This is a genomic window from Hyphomonas pacifica, assembly GCF_000682675.1.
In the GTDB taxonomy this organism is placed as follows: domain Bacteria; phylum Pseudomonadota; class Alphaproteobacteria; order Caulobacterales; family Hyphomonadaceae; genus Hyphomonas; species Hyphomonas pacifica.
On record NZ_AWFA01000004.1, the window covers coordinates 71,996 to 92,913 of the forward strand.

Below are 20,918 nucleotides of genomic sequence, written 5' to 3' on the forward strand. Positions count from 1 at the left end.
CAATGAGCCTGCAGAACGTCACAGACACCTACCAGCAGGAAGTTCCACCCGCCCCGCCGAAACGAAAACCGGTTCATGACCTCCCCCCGCCGGTCAATCTGACCGATCCGGAGGTCTTCTCGCGCCATGGCGGCTACACGCATGAAGCCTTCGCGCAGATGCGCCAGCAGGCTCCGGTCATGTGGCACCCGGAAGAAGTGGCGGCCGGTTTCTGGGCGGTCACATCCTATGATCTGGTCAAGCAGGTGGAGCTGGACCCGGCCACCTATTCGTCACAGCGCGGCGGCATCCTGATGACATACGGCCTGCCGGAGCAGCCCAAGCACCCGCTGCTGCATTCTTCCAGCCTGAACAGCCTGATCAATCTGGACCGCCCCTATCACACACCGCTGCGCATGGAGCATATGCACTTCTTCCGTCCCGGCTTCGTCGCGGAATTGCGCAAGCGCGTGGAGGTCTATGTCACCGAACTGCTTGACGCGATGGAGAAGCAGGGCCCGGTCGTGGACATGGTGGAAAAGTTCTCCGCCGAACTGCCCCTGTTCACGCTGTGTGAAATCCTGGGCGTCCCGGCGGAAGACCGGCCAAAGCTGGTCCACTGGATGCACTTCCTGGAAACCTCACAATACCAGGCCCAGCAGGAAGGCCTCGGCAATGTCAGCCAGGAACAGATCATGACCTTCATGACAGAGATCCAGGCCATGTTCGAATATGGCCGCCACATGCTGGCCAAGCGCCGAGAGAACCCACAGGAAGACCTGCTGTCGGCCATCGCCAATGTCGAGATTGACGGCAAGCCGCTCAGCCCGGAATTTCTTGATGGTTCCTGGCTGCTGATCGTGTTCGCCGGGAATGACACGACGCGCAATTCCCTCTCCGGCACGATGCGTCTGCTGACGGAATTCCCTGACCAAAAGGAAAAGCTGCTCGCCAATCCGGATCTCTTCCCGAACTTCGTGCATGAGTCGATCCGCATGGTCAGCCCAGTCACCTATATGCGCCGCACGGCCACGACCGATACACAACTGGGAGACCAGCCCATTGCGGAAGGCGACAAGGTGGTCATGTATTACGCCGCCGCCAATCGCGACCCGGCCAAATTCGCTGATCCCCACCGCTATGACATCACCCGCGAGAATGCGAAGGAACACCTCGCCTTCGGTCACGGGCCGCATGTCTGCCTTGGCCAGCGCGTGGCCAACATGCAGCTGGAAACGGCCTATCGCCAGATCCTGTCGCGCTTCCCGAACATCAGATGGACGGGCGAGCAGAGCCTTGCGCCGAACAATTTTGTCCATGCCATTTCCAGCCTGATGGTGGATCTCGGCTCATGAGTGACACCTTCGTACTTCGTCAGGACAAGGACGGCCTTGCCACCCTGACCCTGAACCGCCCGGACAAGCTCAATGCCCTCACTGTCGGCGTGTTTCGGCAACTGCGCCAACATGTGCTGGATATACAGAAGGATGACAGCGTTCATTGCGTCGTCCTGCGCGGAGCGGGCAAATGCTTCTCCGCCGGGCATGATCTGGCTGACATTGCCGAGGGAGAGAAAGTTCCCTCGCCCGGCTGGCATTCGGAAACGCTGCGCCTGATGGAGCGGCTGCCCAAGCCAGTCATCGCCGCCGTGCATGGCCATTGCTATACCGGCGCGCTGGAAGTGGCGCTGGCGGCTGACTTCATCATCGCTGCCGAGAGCGCGCGCTTTGGGGACACGCACGCCAAATGGGCGCTCACCCCGGTCTGGGGGATGAGCCAGCGTCTGCCCCGCCGCGTGGGCCAAGCCACTGCCAAGCGGCTGATGTTCACAGCGGAGATGTTCGGCGCCGCCGAAGCTCACCGCATCGGCCTGGTAGAACAGGTCCACCCCGACAGCGAGTTTGACGAAGCCGTCCATAAACTCGCCCGGCAAATCCTCTTCAACTCGCCCTTCTCTCATGCGGCCAACAAGCGCCTGCTGGAGGCTACAGACGGACGAGACCTTGACGGCGGCCTGCAATGGGAGATTCTCAATTGCGAAGGCGTGGGACCTGACATGCAGGAGAGAATCGCGGCCTTTACCGGCAAGGCAAAGAAAGCAGACACATGAGTGATTTTTTGATCCGGCGCAGCGACCTGCGCGACACCAGCTGGACCCCCTCCCACCTGCCCGATCTGGCAGATGGTCATGCACGCCTGAAGGTCGACACATTCGCGCTCACCGCCAATAATGTCACCTACGCGACATTTGGCGATGCGATGCAATACTGGAACTTCTATCCGGCCAGCGATCCGGCCATGGGCCGCGTCCCGGTCTGGGGCTTTGCCACGGTTACGGCGTCAAAAGTGGAAGGCGTCACGCCCGGCCAGCGCGTCTATGGCTATCTGCCAATTTCGACCGAGTTCGACATCCAGCCTGTCAAGGTCAGCCCCGCCGGCTTCATGGATGGGGCAGTCCACCGCAAGGCCCTTGCGCCGATCTACAACACCTATATCGATACCGCCGCGGATGCGTCTTATGACGCAGCCTTTGAAGACCAGCAGATGCTCTTCCGCCCGCTCTTCACGACCGGCTGGATGATTGATGACTGCCTGATGGAAACGGCGGCAGACATTCCGGAAACCGTTGTCATCTCGTCCGGTTCTTCCAAGACAGCGCTGGCTCTTGCCCATTGCCTTAAGCTCCGTGGCGGCGTCGATACGGTCGCCCTGACATCAGAGCGCAACAAGGCCTTTGTTGAATCCACCGGCCTGTACGGACGGGTGCGGACTTATGCTGACGCAGATCGCCTGCACGCGCGTGGCCTGACCGCCTTTGTGGATTTCCTGGGTCGCCCATCCCTGACCGCAGATATCCACAACGCGCTGAAAGACCGGCTGGTGCGCAGCCTGGTCATCGGCGTGACGGACTGGGAAGGCAATCGCGCCCCCATCCAGCTGCCAGACCCGCAACCGGAATTCTTCTTTGTACCGACTTATGCCGCGGGCCGCGCGAAGGAACTTGGCGCAGAGACCCTGAACAAGCGCCTCACAGACGCGCTTGTCTCCTTCTACAAGGTTTCAAAGGATTTCATCACGCCGGTGCATACCAGCGGCGAAGATGCCATTGCAGAGGCCTGGGCCAAAACGCTCGACGCAGAAGTCAGCCCGTCAGAAGGCCTGATCCTCTCACTCTGATCTCCAGACAACAAAAGCCCCTGATGCCAGAAGGCAGCAGGGGCAGTTTGCACAGAACAGCGCTCTTAGCGGCGCCCTGAAACCTTGAATTCCATCCGGCGGTTTTTCGCCCAGGCTTCATAATTCTCGGCCGGGTCCAGTGGGCGGGATTCGCCATAGCCCTTCGCCGTCAGCGCGTCAGCATCAACGCCTTTCCCGATCATATACTCCCGCACGGCATCGGCACGCTGCTGAGAAATGATCTCATTATAGTCATTGGAGCCACGCGAGTCCGTATGCCCCCCGATCTCAATGGCATGATCATCGCAGAGAAGGGCAACGCCCGTCAATGCGTCCAGCAAACTTTGGCTGGTCGGAGAAACGATTGCCAGATTGCTCTGGAACAGAATCGTGCGCCCTTCCATCGTTTCGTTGAAAGCAGTCTGGCATGTCTGCCGTGACGCGCCCTTCTGGATCAGCGTGGCCAACGCCGCGCCAGGGCCGTTCTGGGCTGGCTGCTCCGCCGTCTCCAGGCTGATGCCATCCACAATCAGCGTCACGCCAGACGCCGCCGCATTTTGCTGCACTGCTGCTTCGCCAGCGGAAAACCCCGTCTGCCTGGCGTCCGCATCTGGCGCAATTCCGGTCAGCACCGCAACAGGCTCGCGCGCATGCAGGCCCATCCAGGGAAAACCAAGATCCGGAAAGTTCCGCTCCAGCTCCGCCGCCCAGCCGGATTCTGCAGGAACGGACGCTGCGGTAGAGCGCGGCTTGGTGTCGGCCTTGCCTGGCAGGGCCGGGCCAGAGACAACAAAACTGCTGCCATCCCAGTAATATTCGCCAGGGGCTAGCTGAACACATTCCGTGCCACCCGCAGAATTCGCGGAGGCCGCCTTGGCGGCCTCACCGTCTTCCCCGCCACAGGCCACCAAGCTGAGTATCGCCATGCCTGAAACCGCGCCTGTCAGAAGACCGCTGAACTTCATTCTGCTATCCCTTTCCTGCGTGCCTTCTGCACGTTGTCAGCCTGCAACTCTGCTCAGACTTTCCGGCCTTTATGAGGCATTGTCAAAAAGCTTCGCGGCTAGGGGGAAGTCCCCGCCCTAGTTGCCACCTTTATAGACAGTGCCGCCCTTCATCACAAAATCCACGTCCAGCATCTCGTCAATGTCCTTCAGCGGGTCACCGTCCACAGCGATGATGTCGGCATATTTCCCGGCCTCAATCGTGCCAATCTGGTTTTCCATTTCAACATGCTCGGATGCGATCACGGTTGCAGAGCGTAAAGCCTCTTCCGGGGTGAATCCGGCATCCACCATCAGGCCCAGCTCCTGCGCATTGTCGCCATGACGGGACACGCCCGTATCCGTGCCGAAGGCGACGTTCACGCCACCCTCATGCGCCATGCGCAGCATCTCGATCATGTGAGGGCCGACAATGGCAGCTTTCTCACGGCTTGCCGCCGGCAGCCAGGGCTCGTTCACCCACCCGGTCACCGTCGCGCCCGCCAGAACGGTCGGCACCAGCGTTGCGTTATGCTCCTTGAACAGCGCAATCGTTTCCTTATCCGTATAGGAACCATGCTCGATAGAGTCGACGCCTGCACGCAGGGCCGAGTCGATACCGCCCTTGCCATGCGCGTGCGCCGTCACCTGGCGGCCCATGGAGTGCGCCGCCTCAACGATCGCAGTCAGTTCATCATTCGTGAATTGCTGCTCAAGCCCCGCGCGCGTATTGGACAGCACGCCGCCCGTCGCGGTGATCTTGATCACGTCTGCGCCGTCCTTGATCTGCTGGCGTACAGCCCGGCGGCAATCATCAGCGCCATTGCAGATATTGCTGCCGGTAAACATCGCCATCACGACCGGGGAATAGCCATTGATGTCACCATGACCGCCCGTCACCGCGACAGCGCGGCCTGCTGCACGCATACGCGGCCCTGGCACCTTGCCGGATGCAATGGCATCGCGCAGTCCGAAGACTGCTTCATTGGAGCCGCCAACATCCTGCACGGTCGTGAAGCCGGCCAGCAGCGTCTTGTAGGCAAAGCCTGCGCCCTTGAACGCGCTATCGACATCCGTGTCCTCGAACATCTCGATGCGGGCCGTCGGGCTAGTCTCGCTGGTGATATGGACATGGCTGTCGATCATGCCCGGCAGCACGTAGGCATCGCGCAGATTGATGACTTCCACGCCTCGAGGCACATTTTTATAGCCTGGTTCAACAGAGACAATCTTGCCGTCTTTCACGGTAATTGTCTGCTTGGTCTTGTATCCTTCGCCCGGAGTCGCCAGCAGGTGGCCTGCATGAATCACTGCGTCCTGAGCCAGTGCCGTCCCCCCCGCGTTCAGCGCCATGCCAGCCACCAGGGCTGCGCCCGCAGCCGCTTTCATCAGTTTGCCTTGCATACTTGGTTCTCCCCTCAAGGTTTCAGGATCATCTTCATGGCACCGTTCTCACGGGCATCAAACATTCGATAGGCTTCCGCCCCCTCTGACAAGGGCATGTGGTGCGAGATCGTTCGCTCCGGCCGCAGTTTGCCCGCCTGCAGCAAGGGCACCAGTTCCGGCCAGTGTTCCGGCACCGCGCATGTGCCTGTTCGGAAGGTCAGATTCTTGATGAAGGCCAGCGCCATGGGGAATTTGAAATCCATACTCTGGTTCACGCCGATACAGGAGACCGTGCCCGCAGACTTCACCAGCTTCAGCGCCAGTTGGATCGCCGGATCCGCGCCGACACACTCCACCACACTATCACACATGCGGCCTTTGGTCTGTTCAGCCACCAGCGACTTGGCCTCGGCCGCATCCAGCGCAATCGCGCCCAGCCCCTCGGCCAGGGCCCGGCGCTCTGCCACCAGATCGACCGCGAAGACACGCGCCGCGCCCATCAGGAAAGCACCCTCCACGGCCATCAGGCCGATCGGGCCGCAGCCGACCACGGCCACCGTATCGCCAGGCTCTATGTCTGCGCCATGCAGACCATGCCAAGCGGTCGGCAAATTGTCTGTCAACAGAACGGCCTGATCTTCGGTCACACCGTCCGGAATCTTTGCCATGCCGAAATCGGCGACCGGCACCATGCAGTATTCCGCCTGCACGCCTTGCAGACTGGGCCCCAGCCCGTAACAGCGCCCGCCGCCTGTTTCGCATTCATTGATGTGGCCTGCCATGCAGGGCGGACACGCCCCGCATCCGACCGCGGCAGAGATCATTACCCTGTCGCCTGTCTTGAAGCGGGATACGCCACTACCGGTCTCCACCACTTCGCCAACGGCCTCGTGGCCGACACAATAGCCGGTCTCCTCGCTGAAGCCGTGGCCCTCATAGATATGCAGGTCAGATCCGCATATCCCGCAGGCCGTCACCTTCACGATGGCACTCCGTGTGTCTTCCGGTTTCAGCTCCGGCGCATCGCCGTAGGCGATGTCCCGTGTGCCCTGATACAGCAGGCCCTTCATCTTTCGTCTCCTATGCCGGCAACAGCTCTTTCGGATAGTCCGGATAGCTCGCCTTCAGCACACCATGGTTCAGCAGCATGTCCGCCACCAGCTTCTCGCCAGAGGCATCATAGAATTTCGTGCTGACCCAGTAATTCTCCACGCGACGGCTTTGTGCCAACGCGACGATCTCGCGGCGCAGAATATAGGTCTCGCCCACCAGCAGCGGGCCATCGATCATGCGCACCTGCAGGTCAGCGAACAGGCCGATGGCCGGTTGCTTGATCGGAAACTTCGCCTTGCGGGCAGTGTAATTGCCCAGCACACTGACCATTTCCAGCGGCACGACCGGCTTGCCCCAAGGGCTGGCAGACGCGTCATGGTACAAATCCATCGGCTCGGTAATCACTTTCAGCTTGTCGGCCAGGGAGAATGGGTAAAGGTCGCCCATGTGCTGATCCGGGCCCATGGTGACGATCTCGTCCTCGGCACCCGTCATGCCGACTTTCATGTCAGACAGGATCACCAGATCGCCCGCCGGGCGCAGCTTCGCCATCCGCGCTTCCAGCAGCGGTTCGCCATGGTCCGGGCCGATGGAGGCACTGGCTTCCAGAACCGGCGTGCCATCTTCCTTGAAGGCGCGGCACAGCGTACGCGTCTCGCCGGGGGCCGGACGGTCCACCTCGACGCGCACTTTCTCCCCCTCGAACACCATGTTCAGGAAGTGGCTGGAAAAGCATCCTCGCTCAAACCAGTCATTGCCCCAGATCTCGACCAGGTAAGGCACGAACTGGCTGAAATGTGTCGGGCCTTCAATCGGGCCGGCCTTGATGCCCAGCCGCTCGGCTTCGGAATCATCATGCAGGCTCTTGTGACCATCATAGGATTGCTCCTGCAGCATCTGTGCGGGCGCCCGCAACGGGCCTTTCAGTGTCTCGGTCATGTTCGCTCCTTCAGGAATGGTGTTAAATGTTTCTAAGTCTCGTCCGGGGCCGCGCTCACGCCTTGGCAGGCCGCTCCGATGTCAGCCGCATGCTGACGAATGATAAGGTGACCAGCAGGCCTGACAGGCAGAGGCACATCCACGTGATGCCATGCCAGCCCCAATGCTCATACACGCTCGTGCCCGCCCAGCTGGCGATACCGCCGCCGATGAACATCAGCACGATATACGCCGTCATCAGGCGCGTGCGGATGCCCTGGGGCTGGCTCAGGAAGGTCATCCGCCCCGTCACATCCACCAGCGGCCCGACAATGTTCATCAGCACGATGGGAATGATCAGCAGATACAGCGAATGCCCGAACACGCCGAGCAGCGCGACGCCGGAGAAATGTACCAGCGCCCCGTAAAAGCGCGTGCGCCGCGGGCCCAGCCGGTCTGCCCAGCCGCCAAAGAACGGCGTCGTGATCAGGTTCAGCATCGAAATCGCTGCCAGATAGCCAACCGTGTCGGCGCCATAGCCCATTTGCGGGCTCGTTAGGTACAGACCCAGGCCCAGCCAGACGCACAGGAATATCCCGAAGCCCAGCCCCTGGATTACGCCGGACAGCAACACCTCCGGATACCGGCGCACCACCGGAAACACGGACAGGACAAGAGAGATATAGCTCTGCTTCGGCGTGTCATCCTCAGATGTCTGGCGCTCATCCATGATGCGCGGCAACAGGAAGGCGACAACGCCCATGATGCCAAAGGCGATATAATACACCACGCGCCAGCCCAGATGCTCGCCCACCCAGCCGCCGCCGACGCGCGCCACCAGAATGCCGCTCACCACGCCCGTCGCCAACATCGCCGTCACCCGGCCCAGCCGCGCGGCAGGCGCGCGTTTCGAGGCATAGGCCGGCAGCAGGTACGGTGTAATCGTCGCAAAGCCCAAAAAGGTTGATCCGGCCAGGAACAGCCAGAACTCACTGGCAAACGCCATCACGCCCAAGCCCAGAAACTGCCCCGCCGCAAAGATCGTCGCCAGCCGCCTGTTCGAAATCCGATCGCCCAGCGGCAGCAGCAGGAAGATGCCCAGTGCCAGCGCGATCTGGTTGAAGGCAGGCACCATGCCGATTTTGGAGGCGCTGACCCCAAAATCATCTGCCACCAGAGCAATGATCGGGTGAATGTAATAGGCGTTCGCCGTCACCGCCGCGCAGGCCAGCGTCAGCAGGAACAGATCCCGCTGACTGAGCTGCTGATATTCAGGCCCGCCCCCGGAGGGCCCGTCCGGATCTGGCGTCACCCCGGCATCCCGGCTCTGCGGGCATATTCGGCGGCGAACTTGGCCAGCGGCACAACGCGCGCGGCATTGCTTTCCGCATTCGCACTATTGGCCGTACCGTCCCTCACTCGGCCAATGATACCCTGCAGAATGCCCGCCAGGCGGAAACCATTATAGGCAAAGTAATAGTCCAGCTCCGGCAGGCCATCACGACCCGTATGCTTGCAATAGAGGTCGACATATTCTTCCATTGTGGGAATGCCCCACGCCTCAAGATCGTCGATTGCCATGATGGAACCGCGCGTGGAGTCACCAGGCGGCATCACCCAGTTCATCAGGTGATAGGAAAAGTCCGCCAGCGGATCGCCCAGCGTGCACAGCTCCCAGTCCAGTACGGCGATCACTTTCGGCTCTGTCGGATGCAGCACCATATTGTCCAGGCGATAGTCCCCATGCACGATGGTGGTCCTGTCGCCCGGCGGAATGTTCTTCGGCAGCCATTCGATCAACTGCTCCATCTCCGGGATATGGATCGTTTCGGAGGCCTTGTACTGTTTCGTCCAGCGATGGATCTGGCGGGCCACATAGTCGCCCTCCTTGCCAAAGCCTTCCAGGCCCGCGGCGCGCCAGTCGACATTGTGCAGGTCCGCAAAGGTCTTCACCTTTGCCTCATAGATCTTGCGGCGCATTGCCGGCTCATAATCGGGCAGCGTGCCATCCCACAGGATGCGGCCTTCCACCATGTCCATGACATAGAACATCGTGCCGATGACATCCTCGTCCTCACACAGGCCATAGGGGCGCGCGACCGGATAGCCGAGCGGGTAGAGCGCGCTGATGACGCGAAATTCGCGGTCTACGGCATGGGCGCTCGGCAACAACTTGCCCGGCGGCTTGCGGCGCATGACATATTTCTTGGTTGGCGTGACCAGCTGATAGGTCGGATTGGACTGCCCGCCCTTGAACTGGCGCACTTCCAGAGGGCCCTGATAGCCCTCGACATTGGCTTCCATCCAGGCCGCCAGCTTGGACTCATCGAATTTATGCGACTCCGCGACAGGCTTGGTGCCTGTAAACAATTCCGCGGCGGTTTCTCCCTCGGCCATTTTCTGCCCTCTTTTTTCCAACTTTACCTGCCACACCATACCTACGGCTTACGCCACGCCAAGGCCTTCCCCTGCGTCCGTATGACCGCCATCAGGAAAGGCGCGCACCATGCGCAAGATCGAAACCCTTGTGACAGTTCTGACATTTATAACCGCCGTAACTATTACACTCACCGCTTTATTGGCCATCATTTTCTGTCGGCAGGTCATATGGGCTGTTCAATCCACGCACATTGTCCGCGCCACGAAGACAAAATCTGCGCCCATGCGCCTTTTGTCCGCCGTCAGGGAACAGGACACATCCAGCCTCATGACCCAGCCGATGCCCCATGCTGCATCAACAGATTCGCCCGCGCTGCCTCAACTCTCCCATTGACGCGCGGGGCGGCGCGCTTTTGTCTGCGGGCCTGAACTGCGCACATAATGAGGCACGCACATGGTCCTGAACCGCGTCAAAGGTATCTTCCGCAAGCGCCCGGCAGACGCCCCGCCGTCGCCTCCACCCCCGCCGGACGTCACCATCATCCAGAGCGATGATTTCCGCATGCCGGGCCGCGCGCTGGACAGCCTCAATCGCTGGCTAAGCCTTGTCGTGAATGTCGCCATTCTGATCGCCCTGATCGTGCTGATCTTTGAGTTGCGCAAGCCTTTCGCCACCACGGAAGGCAGCCTGCAGCCCCCTGCTGCCACAGACAGCGCACCCGAATAATTGCCTCCAAAATTAAACTCAGCGTTTGAGATCACACGGAAAGCCGTCTAGGTTTCCTGCCAAGGGGCGTATCCACTTCGATACGAGGCTAAATATATGCACTTACGAGTTTCCGTGGCCGCGGCGGCGCTACTGTCAGCGTGCTCCACCGGCATGCCCATGTCTGCGCCCGCGCTGCTGCCCTCTGACACGCTCAGCTTTTCCCCCGCCAGCCCAGACAGTCTCGAAACCGTGCGGATAGAGCTGACCGTGCAGGCAGACACAGACGGAGAGACGGTTTTCCTCTTCCCTGAAGCCTGGGGACCGGACGAAAATCTCGGCCAGCTCGTCTGGAACCGCGCTGTATTTGACGCCGCCACCGGGGCCGCCCTGCCAGCTGAGATAGATGAGAACCGTGTCATCGTCAGCGCCGTGCCGGACCAGATTCTCAAACTCAGCTATGACATCCGCCAGGATTATCAGGGCCTGCCGCAATGGGGCGTCCAGCGAACGCCCGGCATGCGCCCGGTGTTGCAGCCCACCTATGCCTCGCTGATCGGGCACACCATCCTGCCCTCGGTCGAAGGCCGCGATCCGGAACTTCGCGTCACCTTCACCGGCTTCCCCCTCGGCGCAGCCTTCAGCCAGCCCACGCCGAGTGGCACCTCCGCCCCCATCGCGCTCTCCACAGCACAGGACAGCCTCTACGCCTTCGGCGCCTACCGCTTCGGGGAAACCGATACCGGCGTGCGCACCGCGATCCTGGGGGAGTGGACCCTGCCGGATGCCGACATCGCCTTCACCACGTCCAGCGTGTTGAGCCTCGCTGGAGAGGCCTTTGAAGACGCCGCCTTTGACCAGTACTTCCTGGCCGTCACACCTCTGCCAGACCTGCCGGAAGGCTCCTCAGTCATCGGCACCGGCCTTACCGAATCCTTCCTCCTGCTCGCCACCCGTAATGCAGACCCGGAAAATCTGACCCACACAATCACGCACGAAATCCTCCATGAATGGATCACACGCCGCATGGGCCAGACCGATGAGGCAACAGACCCGGCCCGCATGTGGTTCACGGAAGGCTTCACCGAATACTACACCCAACTCACCCTGCTCGGCTCTGGCGAGACCAGCCTTGAGGAATTCCTGCAGAACATGAATGCTCTCTGGGCGGAGTATGAAGCCTCCCCCGTCAACACAATGCCTGCAGGCGATCTGATCGACCACATCTGGGACAGCCGCGAAACCGAACGCCTGCCCTATCAGCGCGGCGCTATGCTCGCCTTGCACTGGGATACGCTCGCCCGCGCCGAGGGCCGCAGTCTGGATGATGCCATCGCCGCGCTGCTGGACCGGGCAGAAACCATCCGCGAGACGGGCGAAGCACCGCTGCTGCCAGATGACGCTATCCATGCCGCGGTCGAAACCGTCATCGGTCCGCGCTTTGAGGCCGATCTCGCCACCTATATCCAGGGCGGCGCGAAAATCCCCCTCACGGCCCTTACCTTGCCAGATTGCCTGAGCGTGGAGTCTCGGCCAGAAGCCCCGTCCCGGCTCGTCCTTGTGCCCGGCGCAGACAGGGCCGTCTGCCGCGCCACCCTTGCCGGGCCGTTCGCCCGTCAGGCCCGCTGACCGGGGTCTCAACACACCCGCTCTTGCATTCGCGCGGCGCTCTAGTAGACCGCCGCGCATGCTTACGATTTCTAACCTCGATTTTCAGGTCGAAGCCCGGCCCCTGTTCGAATCTGCCTCGGCGCAGATCTCGGCCGGTTGGAAAGTGGGCCTTGTCGGCCGCAATGGCACCGGCAAGTCCACCCTGCTGCGCCTGATCCGCGAGGATGTGGAGCGCCCGACCGCCGACAGCGCCATTCGCCTCAACGCGGGCGCACGTCTCGGCTGGGTCGCGCAGGAAGTGCCCGCCACGGATGACACGATCCTGGATGTCGTGCTGGCTGCCGATGCAGAGCGCCACGCCCTGATGCAGGAAGCCGAAACGGCGACCGATCCGCACCGCATCGGCGAAATCCATGAGCGTCTCCTGGACATTGACGCCTGGACGGCAGAGGCCCGCGCCGCCGAAGTGCTGAACGGCCTTGGCTTCACGACGGAAGACCTGTCACGCGCCACAAAGGAATTCTCCGGCGGCTGGCGGATGCGCGCGGCGATTGCCGGCGTCCTCTTCTCCCAGCCGGATTTCCTTCTGCTGGACGAGCCGACCAACTATCTGGACCTGGAAGGCGCCGCCTGGCTGGAAGGCTATATCAAGCGCTATCCGTATACGGTGCTGATCGTCAGCCACGACCGGGAATTGCTGAACCGCTGCGTCACGCACACCATGGCGCTGGAACACCGCAAGCTGTCCATCTCGCCCGGCGGCTATGATGACTGGCTGAAGCTGCGCGCGGCAAAGCTCGCCCAGCTGGAATCCCAGCAGGTCAAACAGGCCAAGGAACGCGCGCACCTTCAAAGCTTTGTGGACCGTTTCCGCGCCAAGGCGTCGAAGGCCCGCCAGGCCCAATCCCGTATCAAGATGCTGGAAAAGATGCAGGACATCTCCATCCCGGTGGCAGACCGCACAACGCCGTTCAAATTTCCCGCGCCGGAAGACAAGCTCGCCCCGCCGATGCTGGAAATCAAGGATGCCGATCTCGGCTATGGTGAGGATGCCATCATCCTGAAGAAGGTGAACCTTCGTCTGGACCCGGATGACCGCATCGCCATTGTCGGCGCGAACGGCCAGGGCAAGACCACCCTCGTCAAATCCATCGCCGAACGTCTGCCCCTGATGGGCGGCCAGCGCATCGCCCCGCGCGCCGTGCGCATCGGCTATTTCTCGCAGGACCAGCTGGACGAACTGTCAGAGGGCGACAGCGTGCTGATGCATATCCAGCGCATCATGCCCAAGGGCACGCCCCCGGCCAAGGTACGCGCCGCGGCCGCCGCCATGGGTTTCCCGCATGAGAAGGTGGAAACCAATGTCGAGAAATTGTCCGGCGGAGAGAAAGTCCGCCTGCTGCTGGGCCTGATGTCGGCCGAAGCGCCGCACATCCTGATCCTCGACGAGCCGACTTCCCACCTCGATATCGACAGCCGCGAGGCCCTGATCTACGCGCTGAACGATTTCCCCGGCGCCGTCCTTCTGATCACGCACGATGTCTACCTGGCCGAAGCAACCGCTGACCGGCTCTGGCTGGTCAAGGATGGCCGCGCGTCGCCTTATGACGGAGACCTCGAAGACTATCGCGCCCTCGTCATGAAGGCCGACCGGGAAGAGGCCAAGGCCGCCAAGCCGCAAAAGTCTGCTGCCCCCAAGGCGGAAGACCCGGAAGCGAAGAAACGCCTAAGCGCCCTCAAGAAAAGGGCCCGCGAGGCCGAAGAGCGTATGGAAAAGGCAAACGCCGCCATCGCAAAGATCGACGCCAAGCTCGCCGAAGGCACTCCGCCTCCGGAAGAACTTGAGAAACTGCTGAAGACCCGCGCCGACCACGCCGCCACATCCGAAGCCGCCGAAACCGAATGGCTCGAAGCCGCCGAGGCTCTGGAAGCAGACAGCTAAACGCCCTCACCTCCCGAAGGGAGAGGGATCATTCTTTCTCAAGTGCACCATTCTTGTGAAGGCGCCGGGTCCACCCCTCTCCCTTTGGGAGAGGCGGGACCCTTTGCGCAGCAATGGGAGGTGAGGGTCTCCCCCCACCAATCTCCTCCCCCTGTCACAAAACCCGCCCCTGTCTCGTCTTGTCATTGAAACCGGCAAGGAGACCCGATCAATGACCCCCCAAACACTACGCGCCCAGGCCCGCACCATGGGCCAGCAATTCAACTATGACACCACCTACATGGAAGAGATCATCGACATCTCTCCCACTGCCGCCGAAGGGCTGATGAGCTTTGTCGGCATCTACAAATATCGCGGGCCGGCGGCTGGCAAGGCGGCGTGGCATGGCGCCCTGTTCGCCTCCACGCTGGAGGGCGATTGCGGCCCCTGCGTCCAACTCGTCCTCGACATGGCGATTGCTGACGGTGCAGACGCAGACGCGCTGAAAGCCTGCGCCGAAGGCGAGGCGCAAAGTGCCGGCACGACCGGTCTCGGCTTCCGCTTTGCGATGGCTGCGATCACCGCAGACCTGGCAACAGATGATCTGCGCCGCCAGATCGAGGCAGAGTTTGGGAACAAGACCGCCCTGTCCTGCGCCTTCGCGGCGGCGGCGGGCCGGTTCTATCCTGTCCTGAAGCGCGGCACTGGCCATGGCCAACCATGCCGGGTGCTGGACATTGCCGGCCAGCGCATCACAGTGGCTGCATGAGCGCCGACACCACCCTCTTCGAATCCGAACGCCCGGCCCTGACCGCCCTCTGCTACCGCATGCTGGGCGAGCGGGCCGGGGCCGAGGATGCCGTGCAGGACACCTGGCTGCGCTGGGAACGGGCCAACCGGGACACCATCGAAAACCCGCGCGCCTGGCTGCGCCGCACTGCCACGCGCATCGCCATTGATGCCCTGCGCTCGGCCCGGTCGCGCCGCGAAACCTATCCCGGCCCCTGGTTACCGGAGCCACTGGTAGAGAATGGACATCTCAGCCTCGAAGACCGCTTCGTCATCGCGCAGGAATGCGAACTCGCCCTGTTATGGGCCATGGAACGCCTGTCGGAAACGGAGCGCGCCGCCTTCATCCTGCGTGAGGCCTTCGATGCCGGTTATGACGAGATCGCCGCCGCCACGGGAAAGTCAGAGGCTGCCTGCCGCCAATTGGTCAGCCGCGCCCACAAACGCCTGCAGGAAACTGGCCCGCGCTTTGACGCCAGCCCCAGCGAAGTCGCTGACCTGCTGCAACGCTTTCTCTCCGCCGCCGCGGCCCAGGATCATGACACCGTCCTCTCCCTGTTTGCGCCGCAGGCCACCGCCTATAGCGACGGCGGCAAGAAGGCTCGCGCAGCGCTTCGCCCCCTGATGGGTCCGGAAGAAATTGCACAGGTCCTGATGGCCATCATGCAAAAAGCCGCGAAGGAACAGGCTCACTGGACCATCGAGCCCGCCAGCGCCAACAATGCCCCGGCCATCGTCCGCCGCCTGAATGGCAAGATAGATCTGGTCCTCACCCTCGCCCCGGATGGCTCCGGCCGCATCGCCTGGCTCTACGCCATGCGCAATCCGGACAAACTGCCTGTGTGAAAACGCCTAGCCCAGCACCCGGTCACAGAACGCGGCATGCATCGCGCGCAATTCGGCCAGCGCGCTGTGGATTACGTCCCGCTTCGGGTCGAACATCAGTTCCAGCGTGATACCGCGCAGCGACAGGATCAGCATCCGCGCATGCACGATGCACGCCTCGACATCCTTCACGCCCGCCGCCAGCGCAATGCGCTGAACGTCCGCGTCGATCTCCACCTCGATCTCGACCGCGATGTGGCGCAGCCGCTCGGCGAGGTCTGCATCCCAGCGCGCCGCCAGCAAGACTTCCGTCACTGCCGCACCTTCGGGAATATTCTGCGTCTGCCAGAACATATCGCACAGTCTGCGCATCTTCTGCGCAGGATCGTCGACGCCCTCAAACCGCGCGCGCGTGTCGGCAATCATCGCGCGCATCGCCGCTTCGCTGGCCGCGCTCATCAGGTCCAGCCGCGTCGGGAACTGGTTCAGCACAGAGCCCCGGCTGACGCCAGCCTTCGCCATCACCGATTCCACTGATGTGGCCGCATAGCCCTGCTCTGTCAGGCATTGCACGGCAGACCTCACCAGCAGGCGCCGCGTTTCCTCGCCCTTGCGGGTCCGCCGCCTGCGCCCGGCCTGGCTGCTTGCCCTGTTGTCATCTGTTTTTGTCATCAAGGCCTACCTTACCGTCAAACATGCCGGTTCCGTCAAGCTGTCGCAAAGTTTAAATTAGTCATGATTGACTAATTTTGTGCGTCCTCTAGCCTGTCCTCAATCGGAAGCAGGCAAACCTGCTCCGCATGAATAGATACCGGCAGAGACCGGCACGGAGGAAACAGGCATGAACACGACAGCCCAGCGACAAGACACCCCCACCACATCCGGCGAAGGCTATCAGGTTTTCAGAACCCGCAACGCCCCGTCTCTTGACGAGACCGCCCATATGGAACTGGCAGACGTGACGCCAGACCTGGAAACCGGCATCGGCACCGCGCTGGAGGCCGGCTTCGCAGACGGCAATGTCGTGAAAACCCTTTTCTCCCGTCCGGGCTTCAGCCTCACCTATGCCTGGTTCAAATCCGGCTTCCCGCTTCCTCTTCATACGCACAATGTCGACTGCCTCTATTATGTTGTGGCCGGCAGCCTGCAGCTTGGCACAGATACGCTGGGGCCGGGGGACGGCTTCTTTGTTGGCGCGGGCAAGGCCTATCGCTACACGCCCGGCCCGGAGGGCGTCGAGGTGCTGGAATTCCGCAGCGAGGAAGATTTCAATATCAATTTTCTGGCGAAGACCGTTCCCGCATGGGAAAAGATTTCAAAGGTCATCGCCGACCGCCGCCCCGCTTGGGCCAATGAAACTCCCCCCAGCAATGCGCTGGCCTGAGACAGGGGCGGCGGATTCCCATGACACAGAGATTTAACGGCAAGGTCGCCCTCATCACCGGCGCGGCCAGTGGCATCGGCGCCGCCACGGCCCGCCTGTTCGCCAGCGAAGGCGCGCTCTGCGTGCTGGCAGACATCAGCGAAGACGGCGCAAAGGCCCTTGCGGCAGAACTCGGCGACAGCGCCATGGCCATCGCCTGTGATGTCTCGAAACAATCCGATGTCGACGCAATGGTTCAGGCGGCGGTAGACCGCCATGGTCGCATCGACATCCTGTTCAACAATGCCGGCATCGGCAGCTTCGGCACGTCAGTTGAGCTGACAGCAGAGGCCTGGGAGACTGTCATCGCGGTAGACCTGCACAGCGTCTTCTATGCCTGCCACGCCGCCATACCGCACATGCCGCGTGGCAGCGCGATTGTGAACACGGCCTCCATTTCCGGCCTTGGCGGAGACTATCGCTTTGCCGCCTACAACGCCGCCAAGGGCGCGGTCGTGAACTATACCCGTGCGCTCGCGGTGGATCACGCCCGCGATGGCATCCGCGTCAACGCGCTCTGCCCCGGCCTGGTCGATACGCCCATCACGGCAGGCTTTCATGACATTCCCGGCCTGAAGGAAGACTGGACCCGCCGCATCCCCATGGGCCGCGCGGCCCAGCCGGAAGAGATGGCGCACGTCGCCGCCTTCCTCGCTTCGGAGGCGGCCTCCTATGTCACCGGCTCCATCATCGTGGCCGATGGCGGCGCGACCGCCCATACCGGCCAGCCCGAAATCGCTCAGTTTGCTGACAGCCCCACAGAGTAGGCCCACATGCGCGCAGCTATCCTTCAGGGCACCTCCCTCAGCATTCGCACACTTGCAGACCCTGTGCCTGCCGCCGGGCAACTCCTCGTCCGGCCCCTCTTCACCGGCATTTGCGGCAGTGATCTCAGCCAGCGCAAGCAGATGGCCCTGCTGGCAGAGCAAACCCCGCCCGCAGACCAGCACATCCTGCCCGCCATCATTCCCGGCCATGAATTCAGCGCGGAAGTTGTCGATATTCCATCCGGTACAAACACGCCGCTGAAGCGCGGAGACCTGATCAGCGCTCTGCCCTTCACGCATGATCATGACGGTACACCCGCTGCGATCGGCCTGTCACGGGATCATGGCGGCGGCCTCGCCGAACTGGCCTGTGTGGACGCTGTGCGCAGCTTTCGCATTCCGGACGGGATCGCGCCGGATCTGGCCGCCCTGACAGAGCCGCTCAGCGTCGGGCTGCATGCGGCCAATCTGGCCAGCCGCAACCAAGGGCCAAATATCATTATCGGCTGCGGCCCGGTCGGGCTCTCCGTCATTCTGGCCCTGCGCGCCCAAGGCCGTGGTCCCATTCTGGCGGCGGATTTCTCGGCAGAGCGCCGCAAGGCTGCCGCGGACCTTGGCGCAGACATTGTACTCGATCCGGCGACCGACAGCCCCTATGAGCGCTGGAGCGATCTCGGCTTCACGCCGCACGCCATGTCACCCCTGCTGGCGCGGGACTTTCTGGGCCTGCCCTCCGGTCTCAACATATTTGAGTGTACCGGCGCGCCCGGCGTGATTGACCAAATCACGAAAACCGCGCCCCCGCACACGCATGTCATCGTGGTGGGCGTCTGCCCGCATGAAGATACGCTGACGCCCTATGAGGGCATCGTCCGGGAACTGACGCTTGAGTTCAGCTTCGCCTACCGCCCCCATGAATTCGGCGAGGCGCTCGGCCTGCTGCAAAGCCATTCAGAACTGGCCGCGCGCCTCATCACCAGCCGCCAGCCCCTTACCAGCACCGAGGCCGCCTTTGACAGCCTCGCCGCCAATCCCCACGAAATCAAAATCCTGATAGACCCGCACGCCTGACGTCCCTAATCATAGAAACACTTTTCCGTGCCATCGCCCTGATTGTAACAGCGCGGTTCGGAGACAGGCTTGTTATAGGCAGGGGCCCTGCGCTGGGTGCGTGCCACATCCCGCGCATAGGCATCGGCGGCCTTCTGCGCCTGCGCGCGCTGGCCGTCGAATATGTTCTGCGCCCAGGGCCAGACCAGATTGCACTCATAGCTGCTATTGCCGAACCGGGAGCAGATATCATACGCGTCGCTAGAGCGCGGCAGGGCCTTCCAGCGCCGCCAATAGGCGCTCAGATACTTGCCGCCCAGCGTGCGGGCCGCGGCGTAGAAATCCCCGCCATAGGGCACGTCATTGCTGTCCATCGCCAATATCGCATCCGCGCTGATCTTGAGGGAGTCCCGCGCCTCGGCCTCATACCGTGCCTGCAGCACCTCCCAGGGCGTTTCCAGATATTCGCGGTAATTCTTGTTGTTCTGCCACCATTCGCGGGCCGTCTTCAGGATCAGCGGACGCTCCATCGCCAGCGGATTGTCCGGATGCGTCGCTTTTCTGTCCCGCGCCTCATAGGCGGCCCACAGCTCTTCCCGGCCAATATCCATCCCGGCATCATACCAGTCCGTCACCCCTTCCGAGCGGTTCATCGGATTCTTGAAATATCGCACCGCCAGCCGCAGGGGCGGCTCCGGTATGTCGCGCTTGTCTGCGCCCGCGAACAGGCCGTAATATTCATCCTTGTCCAGCGTACCCAGCCAGACATCGGCAAAGGGCGGATAGCCCTCGCGCCCCAGGATCAGCTCCATGATGGATTCGGGCATCAACTCGTCCCGCTTGCCGCTCAGCAGATCCCCTTTCGGGGCGTTTGCCACCAGACGATACCACCGCCCGTCCGCCGCCTCATACACGACCAGCCAGCCGCGCACGCCTTTGATCTCCGGCAGGAACAGCGGCACAATGCCCAATATGTTGGGATGGTCAAAGGTCAACACCTCGCCATCCGCTTTGCGGATAGGCAGGTAAATCTGCTCTCCGGACAATATGCCGTGTCCGGATGTCATGGTCGCAACGCGCTGTACCGGCGCCTGCTGGTAATCGTTGAAATTATTGTCGTCCCACTCATAGGCCAGCGCATAGCCGACCGGCAGGGTCTGGAAATACGGGCCAACTTCTTCCAGCTCCAGCGTCAGAGCGTTGACGACCACGGACAGGCCCGTGCCATCCTCGCCCTTCACCGGAAAGGCGATCTTGCCATTGCCATAATAGTGGAAATCATAATCCCCGCTGCCTTCGTTCAGCACACCGGAAATGCGGTGGGCCTCCTTGCCCTGATTGTCCATCACGGCCAGCGTCTTGCGCGGCCCGTCCGCAGCATCCGAGTCTTCGAATATCAGCGTGAAGGGCCTTTCCGGCACCTTACCGTAAATCTGATAAAACCTGAAATGCTTGTATGGCAGGGTGCTCAGATGCGGCTTCACCGGGTCCAGCGTGGCGTAATAATATCTATAATCCAGCCCCTTCACGAGGGCCATCTTGTCACTGATCGGCAGCACCTGAATGAATTCCGCCGGCAACAGGGTTGTGCCGTCTTCCGCCTTCAGGCCCTGCAGCACCACCTGTTTCGAAATCCAGGAATAACCATTGCCTTTGCTCTGGCCGCCATACTTGTGCGCATATTCCGTGTATTGCTCACGCGAAATGCCGTAGCGGTCCAGCACCGCGCCCATCCGCTCCGGGCCCAGTTGCGACACGGACCATAGCCGCACCGGCATGGTGCCGGTATCAGTCCGCACATACCGCATCTCTTTCGTAATGCAGCTGAAGTCCTGCGGAGATTCCTCCAGACACATGTCCCGGCTGCGATCACCCAGGATGCTTCCCGCATCGCTATATGCCTTCCACGCATGCGCCTGTAGCGCGCCCAGGGCCACCAGCATGGCCAGCA

At 61.9% G+C, this 20,918-nt stretch carries 19 protein-coding genes; 11 read left to right on the forward strand and 8 right to left on the reverse strand.

The features are described from left to right. The first annotated feature begins 2 nt into the window (after positions 1-2). Genes HY2_RS02300 through HY2_RS02310 form a run of 3 tightly spaced genes read left to right on the forward strand, consistent with a single transcriptional unit; the run spans position 3 to position 3,156 of the window. Positions 3-1,334: a cytochrome P450 gene (locus HY2_RS02300; protein ID WP_034824268.1), complete on the forward strand. Its 1,332-nt coding sequence runs from the start codon at positions 3-5 to the stop codon at positions 1,332-1,334. After that, entirely contained in the window at positions 1,331-2,089 is a 759-nt protein-coding gene (locus HY2_RS02305; RefSeq protein ID WP_034824271.1) for an enoyl-CoA hydratase/isomerase family protein, read from the forward strand. The genes HY2_RS02300 and HY2_RS02305 overlap by 4 nt, the downstream gene beginning before the upstream one ends. Further along, positions 2,086-3,156 carry a DUF2855 family protein gene (locus HY2_RS02310; RefSeq protein ID WP_034824273.1) on the forward strand — a complete coding sequence of 357 codons (1,071 nt, stop codon included), beginning with the start codon at positions 2,086-2,088 and terminating at the stop codon, positions 3,154-3,156. Before HY2_RS02305 ends, HY2_RS02310 begins: the two co-directional genes overlap by 4 nt. A 65-nt stretch (positions 3,157-3,221) precedes the next feature. On the opposite strand, the gene HY2_RS16570 is transcribed toward HY2_RS02310, so the two are convergent. The 6 genes from HY2_RS16570 to HY2_RS02340 all read right to left on the reverse strand — a co-directional run bounded on the left by HY2_RS16570 (position 3,222) and on the right by HY2_RS02340 (position 9,893). Next, complete coding sequence (locus HY2_RS16570) at positions 3,222-4,121, reverse strand: OmpA family protein (RefSeq protein ID WP_051594633.1); 900 nt, start codon at positions 4,119-4,121, stop codon at positions 3,222-3,224. 117 nt (positions 4,122-4,238) lie between these two features. After that, positions 4,239-5,543 (reverse strand): metal-dependent hydrolase family protein, encoded by a 1,305-nt coding sequence (locus HY2_RS02320; RefSeq protein WP_034824276.1) that lies wholly within the window; start codon positions 5,541-5,543, stop codon positions 4,239-4,241. Positions 5,544-5,557: 14 nt separating this feature from the next. Further along, entirely contained in the window at positions 5,558-6,595 is a 1,038-nt protein-coding gene (locus tag HY2_RS02325; RefSeq protein WP_034824278.1) for an alcohol dehydrogenase family protein, read from the reverse strand. A 10-nt stretch (positions 6,596-6,605) separates the two neighbouring features. Beyond that, entirely contained in the window at positions 6,606-7,517 is a 912-nt protein-coding gene (locus HY2_RS02330; protein ID WP_051594634.1) for a hotdog family protein, read from the reverse strand. A 55-nt stretch (positions 7,518-7,572) separates the two neighbouring features. Continuing rightward, positions 7,573-8,808, reverse strand: coding sequence for an MFS transporter (locus HY2_RS02335; protein WP_206740977.1), 1,236 nt, complete (start codon positions 8,806-8,808; stop codon positions 7,573-7,575). After that, the gene (locus tag HY2_RS02340) at positions 8,805-9,893 is read right to left on the reverse strand and encodes a phosphotransferase family protein (RefSeq protein WP_034824283.1); all 1,089 of its coding nucleotides are present in this window, start codon (positions 9,891-9,893) and stop codon (positions 8,805-8,807) included. The genes HY2_RS02335 and HY2_RS02340 overlap by 4 nt, the downstream gene beginning before the upstream one ends. 436 nt (positions 9,894-10,329) lie before the next feature. Between HY2_RS02340 and HY2_RS02350 the strand changes: the two genes are divergently transcribed. The 5 genes from HY2_RS02350 to sigJ all read left to right on the forward strand — a co-directional run bounded on the left by HY2_RS02350 (position 10,330) and on the right by sigJ (position 15,748). Further along, on the forward strand, positions 10,330-10,602 hold the full coding sequence (locus tag HY2_RS02350; protein ID WP_034824287.1) for a hypothetical protein: 273 nt from the start codon (positions 10,330-10,332) through the stop codon (positions 10,600-10,602). A 96-nt stretch (positions 10,603-10,698) separates the two neighbouring features. Continuing rightward, positions 10,699-12,210 carry a M61 family metallopeptidase gene (locus HY2_RS02355; protein ID WP_081814875.1) on the forward strand — a complete coding sequence of 504 codons (1,512 nt, stop codon included), beginning with the start codon at positions 10,699-10,701 and terminating at the stop codon, positions 12,208-12,210. Positions 12,211-12,268: 58 nt separating this feature from the next. Next, positions 12,269-14,134: an ABC-F family ATP-binding cassette domain-containing protein gene (locus HY2_RS02360; protein ID WP_034824289.1), complete on the forward strand. Its 1,866-nt coding sequence runs from the start codon at positions 12,269-12,271 to the stop codon at positions 14,132-14,134. Between the two features lie 211 nt (positions 14,135-14,345). Continuing rightward, complete coding sequence (locus tag HY2_RS02365; protein ID WP_034824291.1) at positions 14,346-14,882, forward strand: hypothetical protein; 537 nt, start codon at positions 14,346-14,348, stop codon at positions 14,880-14,882. Next, positions 14,879-15,748 carry an RNA polymerase sigma factor SigJ gene (sigJ, locus tag HY2_RS02370; protein WP_034824294.1) on the forward strand — a complete coding sequence of 290 codons (870 nt, stop codon included), beginning with the start codon at positions 14,879-14,881 and terminating at the stop codon, positions 15,746-15,748. Before HY2_RS02365 ends, sigJ begins: the two co-directional genes overlap by 4 nt. A 6-nt stretch (positions 15,749-15,754) precedes the next feature. Here sigJ and HY2_RS02375 read toward each other — a convergent pair whose 3' ends face one another. Continuing rightward, on the reverse strand, positions 15,755-16,399 hold the full coding sequence (locus tag HY2_RS02375) for a TetR/AcrR family transcriptional regulator (RefSeq protein WP_034824296.1): 645 nt from the start codon (positions 16,397-16,399) through the stop codon (positions 15,755-15,757). Between the two features lie 169 nt (positions 16,400-16,568). On the opposite strand from HY2_RS02375, the gene HY2_RS02380 reads away from it, so the two are divergent. The 3 genes from HY2_RS02380 to HY2_RS02390 are packed head-to-tail and all read left to right on the forward strand — an operon-like array spanning position 16,569 to position 18,988. Continuing rightward, positions 16,569-17,111, forward strand: coding sequence for a cupin domain-containing protein (locus HY2_RS02380; RefSeq protein ID WP_034824297.1), 543 nt, complete (start codon positions 16,569-16,571; stop codon positions 17,109-17,111). 20 nt (positions 17,112-17,131) lie between these two features. Continuing rightward, a complete protein-coding gene (gene budC, locus HY2_RS02385; RefSeq protein WP_034824298.1) occupies positions 17,132-17,917 on the forward strand; it encodes a meso-2,3-butanediol dehydrogenase in 786 nt (261 codons plus the stop codon). Positions 17,918-17,923: 6 nt separating this feature from the next. Continuing rightward, positions 17,924-18,988 carry a zinc-binding dehydrogenase gene (locus tag HY2_RS02390; RefSeq protein ID WP_034824299.1) on the forward strand — a complete coding sequence of 355 codons (1,065 nt, stop codon included), beginning with the start codon at positions 17,924-17,926 and terminating at the stop codon, positions 18,986-18,988. A gap of 5 nt (positions 18,989-18,993) precedes the next feature. Here HY2_RS02390 and HY2_RS17420 read toward each other — a convergent pair. Beyond that, positions 18,994-20,918 (reverse strand): hypothetical protein (locus HY2_RS17420; protein ID WP_158534000.1); only part of this gene is annotated, 1,925 nt, incomplete at its 5' end.

Coding starts and splice junctions, on each gene's coding strand:
- HY2_RS02300 (WP_034824268.1), top strand. CDS start 3: ATGAGCCTGCAGAACGTCACAGACACCTACCAGCAGGAAGTTCCACCC.
- HY2_RS02305 (WP_034824271.1), top strand. CDS start 1,331: ATGAGTGACACCTTCGTACTTCGTCAGGACAAGGACGGCCTTGCCACC.
- HY2_RS02310 (WP_034824273.1), top strand. CDS start 2,086: ATGAGTGATTTTTTGATCCGGCGCAGCGACCTGCGCGACACCAGCTGG.
- HY2_RS16570 (WP_051594633.1), bottom strand. CDS start 4,121: ATGAAGTTCAGCGGTCTTCTGACAGGCGCGGTTTCAGGCATGGCGATA.
- HY2_RS02320 (WP_034824276.1), bottom strand. CDS start 5,543: ATGCAAGGCAAACTGATGAAAGCGGCTGCGGGCGCAGCCCTGGTGGCT.
- HY2_RS02325 (WP_034824278.1), bottom strand. CDS start 6,595: ATGAAGGGCCTGCTGTATCAGGGCACACGGGACATCGCCTACGGCGAT.
- HY2_RS02330 (WP_051594634.1), bottom strand. CDS start 7,517: ATGACCGAGACACTGAAAGGCCCGTTGCGGGCGCCCGCACAGATGCTG.
- HY2_RS02340 (WP_034824283.1), bottom strand. CDS start 9,893: ATGGCCGAGGGAGAAACCGCCGCGGAATTGTTTACAGGCACCAAGCCT.
- HY2_RS02350 (WP_034824287.1), top strand. CDS start 10,330: ATGGTCCTGAACCGCGTCAAAGGTATCTTCCGCAAGCGCCCGGCAGAC.
- HY2_RS02355 (WP_081814875.1), top strand. CDS start 10,699: ATGCACTTACGAGTTTCCGTGGCCGCGGCGGCGCTACTGTCAGCGTGC.
- HY2_RS02360 (WP_034824289.1), top strand. CDS start 12,269: ATGCTTACGATTTCTAACCTCGATTTTCAGGTCGAAGCCCGGCCCCTG.
- HY2_RS02365 (WP_034824291.1), top strand. CDS start 14,346: ATGACCCCCCAAACACTACGCGCCCAGGCCCGCACCATGGGCCAGCAA.
- sigJ (WP_034824294.1), top strand. CDS start 14,879: ATGAGCGCCGACACCACCCTCTTCGAATCCGAACGCCCGGCCCTGACC.
- HY2_RS02375 (WP_034824296.1), bottom strand. CDS start 16,399: ATGACAAAAACAGATGACAACAGGGCAAGCAGCCAGGCCGGGCGCAGG.
- HY2_RS02380 (WP_034824297.1), top strand. CDS start 16,569: ATGAACACGACAGCCCAGCGACAAGACACCCCCACCACATCCGGCGAA.
- budC (WP_034824298.1), top strand. CDS start 17,132: ATGACACAGAGATTTAACGGCAAGGTCGCCCTCATCACCGGCGCGGCC.
- HY2_RS02390 (WP_034824299.1), top strand. CDS start 17,924: ATGCGCGCAGCTATCCTTCAGGGCACCTCCCTCAGCATTCGCACACTT.